Raw genomic sequence first — 9,808 nt, 5'->3', positions numbered from 1 at the left:
CCAGGATGTCGACCTGCTGCAGCAGCGCCGCCGGCAGCGCCTGCGCCGGCGCCGGGTTCAGCAGCACCGGCACGCCGGCCGCCTGCGCGATGGCGATCGCCCGCGCCACCGCCGCGAGCGGCGATTCGAGCTGGCACACCAGCAGCGCCGCCGACGCGATCTGCGCCGCGGCCGCCTCGACCTGCGCGACACCGAGCGCCGCGTTTGCGCCGGCCGACAGCGCGATGCTGTTCTGCCCGCGGTCGTCGACCAGGATCATCGCGACGCCGGTGGGCTGCGCCACGTCGGCCAGGTGCGTGAGCTCGACGCCCTCGGCCGCGAGCCGGCGGCGCGCCTCGCGCCCATGGTCGTCGGCACCGACACAGCCGATGAAGCTGACCGCCGCGCCCAGCCGCGCCGCGGCCACCGCCTGGTTCGCGCCCTTGCCGCCCGGCAGCACCTTGAACTCGCGCCCGTGCACCGTCTCGCCGGGCGCCGGCAGGCGCTCGCAGCGCAGCACCAGGTCGGCATTCACGCTGCCGAGCACGACGATGTTCCGAGTCATGTGGGCACCGGCCCCGTCGAGTGGCGCACCGTCAGCGACGGCTGCAGGATCTCGCGCTGCAACGCGCGCCCGCGGTCGGCGATGCGCTGCATCAGCAGCTGCGCCGCCAGCTCGCCGGTGCGGTGCTTGGGCTGCGCGACTGTCGTCAGCGGCGGGTTGCTGTAGGCCGACAGCGCGATGTCGTCGAAACCGATCACCGACAGGTCCTGCGGAATGCGCAGCCCGTGCGAGGCCGCCGCGCAGACCGCGCCGATCGCCATCAGGTCGTTCGAGACGAACACCGCGGTCGGCTGCACGCCGGCCTGCAGCAGCGAGACCATCGCGGCATGGCCGCCGGCGCTCGTGAAATCGGCGCTGCGCAGCAGCCGGTCGTCGACCGCCAGGCCGGCTTCGCGCAGCGCGCGGTGGTAGCCCAGCACGCGCTGGCGCGCCGACGAGAGCGTCTGCGGCCCGGCGATGCAGGCGATGCGCCGGTGCCCGAGCGACAGCAGGTGCTCGGTCGCGATCACGCCACCCGCCTCGTGGTTGACCTCGACCAGGTCGGCCTCCAGGTCGTCGATCTCGCGGTCGACCACCACCTGCGGCATGTTGGCGTCGCGCAGCGTGTCGAGCAGCTCGCCATCGGCACCGGACGACATCACGATCAGCCCGTCGACCTGCTTCTCGCTGAGCAGGCGCACGTAGGTGCTCTGCTTCAGCGGGTCGTCGTCGGAGTTGCACAGGATCACGTTGAAGCCGGCTTCGTAGCAGGTGTCCTCGATGCCGCGGATGATCTCGGCGAAATACGGGTTCGAGCTGTTCGGGATCATCATCCCGACGGTGTGGGTGCGGTTGCTCTTCAGGCTGCGCGCCAGCGCGCTCGGCACGTAGCGCAGCTCCTCGATCGCCTGCTGCACCCGCTGGCGAGCCGCCTCGCTGACGAAGCGCGTGCCGTTGACCACGTGCGACACCGTCGTCACCGACACCTGGGCCTGCTGCGCCACGTCCTTGATGGTGCTGAGGCGGGCCGGCACCCGCGCGTCGCGGCCGCTGCCGCCGCTGCGTTCGGTGTGGTTCATCGCGCGGCACGCTGCGCCAGCCGTGCGCGCAGCACGTCCAGCACCACCGCGAGGATGATGACGAAACCGGTGACCATCTGTCGAAGGAAGTCGCTCATGCCGATCAGGATCAGGCCGTTGGCCAGGACCCCGATGATGCACGCTCCGAGCAGCGTGCCGATGATCGAGCCGCGCCCGCCGGACAGGCTGGTGCCGCCGATGATCACCGCCGCGATCGCGTTCAGCTCGAAGCCGATGCCCGAGATCGGGCTCGCGATCGTCAGCCGCGTCATGTAGATCACCGCGCCGACGCCGACCGCCGCGCCGCAGATCACGAAGGCCGCGATCTTGTGGAAGCGAACGTTGTGGCCGGCCAGCCGCACCGCCTCCTCGTTGTTGCCGATCGCGTAGACCAGCCGGCCGAACACGGTGCGGTTGAGCACGAACCAGCCGGCCGCCACCAGCGCCAGCGCCACCAGGAAGATCGCCGGCACGCCCAGCAGCGTGGCGCTGCCGAAGTCGTTGAAGGCGTCGGGGAATTCGTAGATGGAGCGCGCCTGCGTCCATTGCAGCGCCGCGCCGCGCGCGATGTTCAGCATGCCGAGCGTGACGATGAACGACGGGATCGCCCACCACGCCGACACCGCGCCGTTGACCAGCCCGCAGGCCGCGCCGACCGCGATGCTGGCGGCGAGTGCCAGCGGGATCGCCGCCGCCGGCTCGAGCCCGTCGAGCTTCAGCACCGTGCCGGCCACCACCGCGCAGAACGCCATCACCGAGCCGACCGACAGGTCGATGCCGCCGATCAGGATCACGAAGGTCATGCCGACCGCGAGGACCACGTTGATCGAGATCTGCGTGAAGATGTTCGTCAGGTTGCCGGCCGTCAGGAAGATCGGCGACAGCAGCGCGAACACGCCCACCAGCAGCAGCAGCGCCAGGCCGATGCCGGCCTCGCGCAGCACCAGCGCGGCGCGGTCGCCCGCCGAGGCATTGCCGGCGGGTTTCGGGGGAGTCAGGTTCATCGTTTGCATCGCATCCATGCCTCAGGCCGCTGCACGTGCCGCTTGCTGCGGACGCACCAGGTATTCACAGTAGGCCATCGCGAGGATGGCCTCTTCATCGAACTGCGCGCGCGGCACCTCGCCGACCAGCACGCCGCGGCTCATCACCAGCATGCGGTCGCACAGGCCGATCAGCTCGCGCAGGTCGGACGACACCACCAGCACCGCCATGCCCTGCGCGGCCATGCGTTCGAGCAGCGCATGGATCTCGGCCTTGGCCCCGACGTCGACGCCACGCGTCGGCTCGTCGAGCAGCAGCACCTTCGGGTCGCGCAGCAGCCACTTGCCGAGCACCACCTTCTGCTGGTTGCCGCCGGACAGCTGGCGCACCGGCTGCGCGATCGACGCGAGCCGGATCTGCAGCTCGCCGGCCATGTGGCGCGCGGCGGCGTTCTCGGCCTCGGCCTTCAGCAGCCCGCCGCGCGACACCGCACCGAGCTGCGCCAGGCTGAGGTTGGCGCGGATCGGCATGTCGAGCACCAGGCCCTCTTCCTTGCGGTTCTCGGTGACGAGGCAGATGCCGTGCGCGAGCGCATCACGCGGGCTCGCGATGTGCACCGGGCGGTCGTCGCGGAAGACTTGCCCGGCGGCCGCGCGGTCGGCGCCGAAGATCGCGCGCAGCGTCTCGGTGCGGCCGGAGCCGACCAGGCCGGCGAGCCCGACGATCTCGCCGTAGCGCAGGCTGAAACTGATCGGCGCGGCCTCGGACGACAGCTCGCGCCGGCCGGCGTGGCGCAGGCCTTCGACGCGCAGCGCCGTGGGCTGGTTCGCGTCGAGCACCGGCGCAACGCGCGGCGGCCGCTCGACCAGCTCGCGCCCCACCATCAGCCGCACCAGCTCGCCGGTCGAGGTGCCGGCCATCGGCTGCGTCGCGACGTGCCGGCCGTTGCGCAGCACCGTGACGCGGTCGCAGACCTCGAACAGCTCCTGCAGGTGGTGCGAGACGAACACCACCGTGACGCCGTCGTCGCGCAGCTTGCGGATGATCGCCAGCAGGCGGTCGGTCTCGCGCGGGGTCAGCGTGGCGGTGGGTTCGTCCATGATGACGATGCGCGCGGTTCCCGCAGCCCCGCCGCCGCGCTGGTTCGACAGCGCCTTCGCGATCTCGATCAACTGCTGCTGCGCCATGCCCAGCGTGCCGACGCGCGTGGCCGGCGACAGCTCGTCCAGCCCGACCAGCGCGAGCAGCTCGCGCGCCCGCTGGTCCATCGCGGCGCGGTCGAGCAGGCCGAGCCGGGTGCGCGGCAACCGCTCGAACAGCAGGTTCTCGGCCACCGACAGCTCGCCCAGCATGTGCAGCTCCTGGTGCACGACGCGGATGCCGGCGCGCATCGCCGCCAGCGGCGACTGCGGCGCGTAGGCCTCGCCGAACAGCCGCATGCGGCCGGCGTCGGGGCGGTCGGCGCCGCACAGGATCTTGATCAGGCTGGACTTGCCGGCGCCGTTCTCGCCGGCCAGCGCGTGCACCTCGCCGCGCCTCAGCGTGAGGTCGACGCCGTCGAGCGCGATCACGCCGGGGTGCCGGCGCGTCAAGCCCTGCAGCTCGAGCGCGACGGTGGCGGTGGTGGCGGTGATGTTGTTGTCGTGCTGGTCCACGCGCGGGCTCCCTGGACAGCGCGGTTTTACTTCAGGTTCTTGGCCGTGACGAGCTCGATCGGCGTCTTGACCCAGCCCTTCAGCGGCTGCTTGTCCTTGCGCGACTTGATGCCGTAGTCGATCGCGTTGGCGGCCATCTCGGTGCCGAACTGGTCGACGGTGGCGAGCACCTTGCCCTGCTTGATCAGCGGGCGGATGGCCGGGATGTTGTCGAAGCCCACCACCTTGATCTGCCCGGACTTGCCCGCGGCATCGAGCGCCTTCGAGACGCCGAGCGCCATCGAGTCGTTGGCGACCATCACGCCCTTGATGTCGGGGTTGGCGGTCAGGATGTTCGTGAAGACGGCGTTCGCCTCCTCGGTCTCCCAGTGCGCGGTCTGCGACGCGACGATGTTCAGCTTGCCGGCCTTGGCCGCGTCCTCGAAGCCCAGCTTGCGCTGCAGCGCGTTGTCGGCGCCGGGGTTGCCTTCGATGATGACGATCTTGGCGCCCGGGCCGATCGCCTTCGCGAGTTCATCGCCGGCCATCTTGGCGCCGGCGCGGTTGTCAGGGCCGACGAAGGCGAGGTCGAGGCCGGCCTTCTTCATCGCTGCGGGATCCAGCGCCACGTCGAAGTTGACGACCGTGATGCCGGCCTTCAGCGCCTTCGCGACCGGCGCGACCATCGCCCGCGAATCGGCCGGCGCGATCACGATCACGTCGTACTTCTGCGTCACGAAGTTCTCGACCGCGGCGGTCTGCGCGTCGAAGTCGGTCTCCGACTGCATGCCGACGGCCTTCAGCGAGAAGTCGCCGCGCTTCTTCTCGTGGGCCAGCGCGCCTTCGGTCATGTTCTTGAAGAACTCGTTGGCCAGCGACTTCATCACCAGGCCGACGCGCGGCTTGGCGTCGTCGGCATGGGCGGCGGTCAGGAAGAAGCCGGCGGCCAGGGCCGTGGCGGCCACGGCGATGCTGCGGCGGCGGCTGTGGAATGCGATCGTCATTGCGAGTGTCTCCTCGAGGCGTGGATTGTTGCCCGGACGTCGGGTCGATGAACCGCCCGGACAGTACTTCGTTCGCACCACGTTTTCGTCGCTATGACTGTCGTTTTCATACGCAAACGTTTGCGCGAACGTTTGCTATTTGAATTTCATCGCAAATCAATGACCAGAGGGAATACCCGAGGATCGGTCGACGTCCCCGTCGACCGAGGGATCGCGCTTCTTTTTTAGACCGCGAAGTCCGACAGTTGCTTGCCGGCGGCCAATGCATCACGCAGCCACTTCGGGCGCGGCCCGCGGCCGCCCCAGACGTTGCCGGACTCGTCGCGGAACTTGACGTCACCGCCCGCCTTCTTGCGACCACGCTTCGCTGCGACCTTCTTGGTGGCAGCCTTCGGGCCGCGCCTGGCGCCCCCGAGACCCAGGTCGGCGGCCGTCAGGCCATAGGCCTCGATCGCTTCCTTGATGCGTACGACGACGCCTTCGACTTCCTTGCGCTGCAGCTTCTCGGCTTCGCGCGTGAGGGTTGCGATCTCTTTTTTCAGTTGTGCCAGAGTTTTCGACATCGGAGTTTCCATGAGTTGCGACAGGCGCCGCCTCCCGTGCCGGTTCTTGTCTGACCGACTTTCCTTCGTACGCCGAGACCAGGCTGCACGCCACGGGCTGAGCCCCGCGGCATGCGCGGCGCGACCATATCACACGGTTTGGGGATGGCTTATCCCGCGTGACGCAGTTGACAAGGTCGGATCGCCGGGTGCCCGAGCTAAGGCGGCCCTAAGTCTGGGTCGCGAGCATCGCTGCCCATGGTCGCCCACGCCTTTCCTGCCACGCCAGCCCGGCCGCCCACCCCGCTGCGCACCGACCTGATGGTCGTGCTGCTGTCGCTGGCCGTGCTGCTGGCCTGGGACCTGAGCGGCCTCGACCTGGCCCTCACGTCGTGGTTCGGCAACGCCCACGGCTTTGCGTGGCGCGATCGCTGGCTCACCGGCACGCTGCTGCACGATGCCGCGCGCTGGCCGGCCTGGCTGCTGTTCGGCGTGCTGCTGGTCGGCATCTGGCGCCCGCTGCCGTTCGCCCGCGGCCTGGCGAAGCGGGAGCGCGTCTGGTGGGTGACGACCACGCTGGCCTGCGTGATCCTGGTTCCGCTGCTCAAGCGCCACAGCGCCACCAGCTGCCCGTGGGACCTGRCCCGCTTCGGCGGCGACGTGCTCGACTACGTGCCGCACTGGCAGTTCTGGAAACGCGACGGCGGCTCGGGCCAGTGCTTCCCGTCCGGCCACGCGTCGACCGCGTTCTCGTTCCTCGCCGGCTGGTTCGCGCTGCGCCGGGTGGCCCCGGTGGCCGCGCGCCGCTGGCTGGCCATCACGCTGGCGTGCGGCAGCGTCTTCGCCTGGGTGCAGGTGATGCGCGGCGCGCACTACCTGAGCCACTCGCTGTGGACCGCGTGGGTGTGCTGGGCGGTCTGCGTGCTGTCCCTGCATGCGCCCCGGCTGCGTCGGATTGCCCCGGCTGCCGGCGAATTGGGCGCGGCCAAGGGTTAACCTCGGGGCATTGCGGACGGGCTGGCCGTCCCCAGATGCACCGATGGAACACCCGACATGATCGAACACATCCAATCCAACCTGCGCGAAGCCCAGCGCGCGCTCGACGCACTGCTGTCCGACGGCCCCGCCCTCGCGAGCGTCGAGCAGGCGGCCGCGCTGCTGATCCAGGTCTTCGAGCGCAAGGGCCGCGTCTACTCGTGCGGCAACGGCGGCTCGATGTGCGATGCGATGCATTTCGCCGAAGAGCTGACCGGCCGCTACCGCGACGACCGCCCTCCCCTCGGCGCCGCGGCGATCAGCGACGCCAGYCACATGAGCTGCGTCGGCAACGACCTCGGCTACGAGCAGGTGTTCTCGCGTTATGTCGAGGCGCACGGCCGGCCGGGCGATTGCCTGCTGGCGATCAGCACCAGCGGCACCAGCAAGAACATCCTGCGCGCCGCCCGCGCCGCGAAGGCGAACGGCCTGTCGGTGATCGCCCTCACCGGCAAGCGCAACCCGGAGTTCGAGGCGCTCGCCGACGTCTACGTCTGCACGCCGGGCGGCCGCTATGCCGACCGCGTGCAGGAGCTGCACATCAAGGTGCTGCACATCCTGATCGAGCTGATCGAGCGCCATTTCTTCCCTGAGAACTATGAGCCCCTCGGTTGACGGGTACATCAACCGATCCCCCAGGGGGATGCGGGCCGGCTTGGGGCGGTCCGGCGCTCGGCCCGCGGCTTCGACAGGAGTTCTGCCATGCAAATAGTCTGCCCCCACTGCCTGACCCGCAACCGCGTGCCCGACGCCCGGCTGGGCGACGACCCGCTGTGCGGCCAGTGCGGCAAGAGCCTGCTGCCGGCGCACCCGATCGAGGTCGACGATGCGAGCCTCGAGCGCCACGTGGCCGGCAACGAGATGCCGCTGCTGGTGGACTGCTGGGCCGAATGGTGCGGCCCGTGCCGCTCGATGGCCCCGCAGTTCGAGGCGGCGCAGCGGCAACTGCCCGGCGTGCGCTTCGCGAAGCTCGACACCGAGGCGGCGCAGCGCAGCGCGGCCGCCTACGGCATCCGCAGCATCCCGACGCTGCTGCTGTTCCGCGGCGGCAAGGAGGTGGCCCGCCGCAGCGGTGCGCTGCCGGCGCAGGAAATCGTCTCGTGGGTGCGTTCGCAGGTGGCGTAGCCCGCCCGGCGCTGTTCCACTCGCGGGTTATTCGAAGGGGCATTTCAGCAATTCGCTGATGGCTCAGCGCGGAGTGCATGGCTATCGTGGCGGCATGCCACTGGCCCTCTACGACCTTCCGAACTGGCTTTTCGGCCTCTTGATCAGCGGCGGCTGGGTCCTGGTCGGGCTGGTCGGCTACGCCGTCTTCCAGCGCGTGTGCCGCGTCACGTTCGCCGAAAGCGACCGCAACCTCGCGATCGCGCTGCTCGGCGTGATCGCCACCATCAACTCGCTGCTGCTCGCGTTCTCGGCGATCTCGGTGTGGGAGTCGTTCGGCTCGGCCGAGAAGGCGGTGCGCACCGAGGCCGTCGTGATGACGGCGCTGGCGCGCGACCTGGTGGTCTACGACACCGTGCCAGCGCGCCAGGCCCGCGACCTGCTGCAGAAGTACGCCGCGGTGGTGGTCGATCAGGAATGGGCCGCGATGCGCAGGGGCGAACTGCCGGAGCAGGCGCGCGACCTGCTCGACGACATGTTTCGCGCGGTCGGCCGCATCGACCCGGCGGGGCCGCGCGAAGCGGCCTTGATGCCGGAGATCTGGGCACGCACCAACGAACTGATCCGGGCTCGCCGGGAACGCACCCAGGCCAGCGAGGCGCAGGTGCCCAGCACGCTGTGGAGCGTCGTCGTGCTGGCGACGATGCTGACCCTGTTGACGACCTACGTGCTGCCGCGCTCTGCGTTCAACATCACCGCGGTGGGCCTGCTGTCGGGCGTGTTCGGCCTGGTGTTCTTCTTCATCGCCGCGATGGACCGGCCGTTCGCCGGCTCGGAGAGCATCGGCCCCGAGCCGATCCAGCGGACGATGCAGACGATGGCACGGTGGTCGGCGCAGGCTGCCACGAAGTAGCCGTGCAGTTTTTGCCTTCTGATGGGCGCGATTGCCGCTCAAGCCTGAGCGGCCCTCGAGCCGAGAAAGCTGCTGTGGGACGTCGAGCTGTCGATCAAGATGGCCGATGACTGAGGTCGGTTGCCTCGATGGAGCGGCGCAGGTTGGCGCGAGCCGTTCCCTCCAGGCGTTCAAGGTGGGCATCCGTGTTGAAGAGCCGCGGCCGTGACAGGAAGCCTTGCAGCACGGCGCGGCGCTTCATTCGGTAGACGAACGCCGGCACGTGGAGGTACTCCTCGCGCACCTGCCGCTCATATTCATCGAAGCGCGCGGCGTGAGCGCCGAGGATCGACAGATCCACATCGACCAGTACCTGGGCATCGGGCGTCTCGGGCACGGCATGGTGCTCGGTCGCCATCACCAGCGCGTGCACTCGCGCGGCGGCTTCGGCGTCCCCGCTCAGCGTGATGACCTCTCGCGCCCAGTCGGCGCTGCGCCGCTCGTTGCCACGCGCCTGGGGGTCGTAGACGGCGTCGTGGAACCACAGCGCGATCAGCACTTCGCCCGGGCGCTGCGCAAGGCGCTCGATCTCATCGGCTTGCGCCAGGCATTCCCGCAAGTGCTGCAGCGAGTGGTAGTGCCGCTGCGGCTCGGCGTACGCACTGCACAGGGCCTCGAAGCAGGTGCGCGACGGCTCGGCCAGCCCGGTCGATGCCCACGCGCGCTGCCAGCCTGGAAAGAGATCGTCCACGGCAGTGGCATCAAAGAGCGTGCGAGATGATGCGCCCATCGTAGGCGCAGCTGAGGTAGCCGCCAGGGACGCGCATCACGTCGGTCGCGAAGTCCTCATGGTGTGACTCGGCGCACAGGCCCTGATCGGCCAGGCGCCAGACGCATACACGATTGTCTTCGCCGGCGCTGGCGAGCAGGCCATCGCCGATCACGCGCAGCCGGCGCACCGCCGCACGGTGGGCACGCAGGCTGCGCACCGGGATCCACGCCCCGCCTGAG

Annotated in this window: 12 protein-coding genes; 4 read left to right on the top strand and 8 right to left on the bottom strand. The window is 69.8% G+C overall.

The window, feature by feature from the left end:
- From AC1D12_RS14695 to AC1D12_RS14670, 6 genes are all read right to left on the bottom strand, one after another.
- Positions 1-544 (bottom strand): PfkB family carbohydrate kinase (locus AC1D12_RS14695; RefSeq protein WP_477841158.1); only part of this gene is annotated, 544 nt, incomplete at its 3' end.
- Positions 541-1,602 (bottom strand): LacI family DNA-binding transcriptional regulator, encoded by a 1,062-nt coding sequence (locus AC1D12_RS14690; protein WP_465113031.1) that lies wholly within the window; start codon positions 1,600-1,602, stop codon positions 541-543. The genes AC1D12_RS14690 and AC1D12_RS14695, both read right to left, overlap by 4 nt.
- Positions 1,599-2,606, bottom strand: coding sequence for an ABC transporter permease (locus tag AC1D12_RS14685; protein WP_052211652.1), 1,008 nt, complete (start codon positions 2,604-2,606; stop codon positions 1,599-1,601). Before AC1D12_RS14685 ends, AC1D12_RS14690 begins: the two co-directional genes overlap by 4 nt.
- Before the next feature lie 21 nt (positions 2,607-2,627).
- Positions 2,628-4,241: a sugar ABC transporter ATP-binding protein gene (locus AC1D12_RS14680; RefSeq protein ID WP_477841156.1), complete on the bottom strand. Its 1,614-nt coding sequence runs from the start codon at positions 4,239-4,241 to the stop codon at positions 2,628-2,630.
- Positions 4,242-4,267: 26 nt separating this feature from the next.
- Positions 4,268-5,224 (bottom strand): sugar ABC transporter substrate-binding protein, encoded by a 957-nt coding sequence (locus AC1D12_RS14675; RefSeq protein WP_052211616.1) that lies wholly within the window; start codon positions 5,222-5,224, stop codon positions 4,268-4,270.
- A gap of 224 nt (positions 5,225-5,448) precedes the next feature.
- Positions 5,449-5,787, bottom strand: a complete 339-nt coding sequence (locus AC1D12_RS14670; RefSeq protein ID WP_477841154.1) for an H-NS histone family protein — start codon at positions 5,785-5,787, stop codon at positions 5,449-5,451.
- A gap of 237 nt (positions 5,788-6,024) precedes the next feature.
- Here AC1D12_RS14670 and AC1D12_RS14665 point away from each other — a divergent pair, with 237 nt between their 5' ends.
- The 4 genes from AC1D12_RS14665 to AC1D12_RS14650 all read left to right on the top strand — a co-directional run bounded on the left by AC1D12_RS14665 (position 6,025) and on the right by AC1D12_RS14650 (position 8,818).
- The gene (locus tag AC1D12_RS14665) at positions 6,025-6,762 is read left to right on the top strand and encodes a phosphatase PAP2 family protein (protein WP_477841152.1); all 738 of its coding nucleotides are present in this window, start codon (positions 6,025-6,027) and stop codon (positions 6,760-6,762) included.
- Between the two features lie 57 nt (positions 6,763-6,819).
- Positions 6,820-7,416: an SIS domain-containing protein gene (locus AC1D12_RS14660; protein WP_047504940.1), complete on the top strand. Its 597-nt coding sequence runs from the start codon at positions 6,820-6,822 to the stop codon at positions 7,414-7,416.
- 87 nt (positions 7,417-7,503) lie between these two features.
- A complete protein-coding gene (trxC, locus tag AC1D12_RS14655; RefSeq protein ID WP_047504939.1) occupies positions 7,504-7,926 on the top strand; it encodes a thioredoxin TrxC in 423 nt (140 codons plus the stop codon).
- 94 nt (positions 7,927-8,020) lie between these two features.
- Positions 8,021-8,818 (top strand): bestrophin-like domain, encoded by a 798-nt coding sequence (locus tag AC1D12_RS14650; protein ID WP_477841150.1) that lies wholly within the window; start codon positions 8,021-8,023, stop codon positions 8,816-8,818.
- A 94-nt stretch (positions 8,819-8,912) separates the two neighbouring features.
- On the opposite strand, the gene AC1D12_RS14645 is transcribed toward AC1D12_RS14650, so the two are convergent.
- Together AC1D12_RS14645 and AC1D12_RS14640 are read right to left on the bottom strand one after the other, a co-directional pair.
- Complete coding sequence (locus AC1D12_RS14645) at positions 8,913-9,548, bottom strand: HD domain-containing protein (RefSeq protein ID WP_477841148.1); 636 nt, start codon at positions 9,546-9,548, stop codon at positions 8,913-8,915.
- Between the two features lie 10 nt (positions 9,549-9,558).
- Positions 9,559-9,808: WD40 repeat domain-containing protein (locus tag AC1D12_RS14640; RefSeq protein ID WP_477841146.1), on the bottom strand; the 250-nt coding region annotated here is incomplete at its 5' end.

Source organism: Rhizobacter sp. P1_G5 (assembly GCF_056405435.1).
Note: the sequence above shows the minus strand (reverse complement) of the source record. Positions and strands in the feature narration are given on the sequence as shown.

Bases quoted from the DNA above. Each gene is read 5' to 3' on its own strand.
- AC1D12_RS14690 (WP_465113031.1), bottom strand. From the start codon at position 1,602: ATGAACCACACCGAACGCAGCGGCGGCAGCGGCCGCGACGCGCGGGTG.
- AC1D12_RS14685 (WP_052211652.1), bottom strand. From the start codon at position 2,606: ATGAACCTGACTCCCCCGAAACCCGCCGGCAATGCCTCGGCGGGCGAC.
- AC1D12_RS14675 (WP_052211616.1), bottom strand. From the start codon at position 5,224: ATGACGATCGCATTCCACAGCCGCCGCCGCAGCATCGCCGTGGCCGCC.
- AC1D12_RS14670 (WP_477841154.1), bottom strand. From the start codon at position 5,787: ATGTCGAAAACTCTGGCACAACTGAAAAAAGAGATCGCAACCCTCACG.
- trxC (WP_047504939.1), top strand. From the start codon at position 7,504: ATGCAAATAGTCTGCCCCCACTGCCTGACCCGCAACCGCGTGCCCGAC.
- AC1D12_RS14650 (WP_477841150.1), top strand. From the start codon at position 8,021: ATGCCACTGGCCCTCTACGACCTTCCGAACTGGCTTTTCGGCCTCTTG.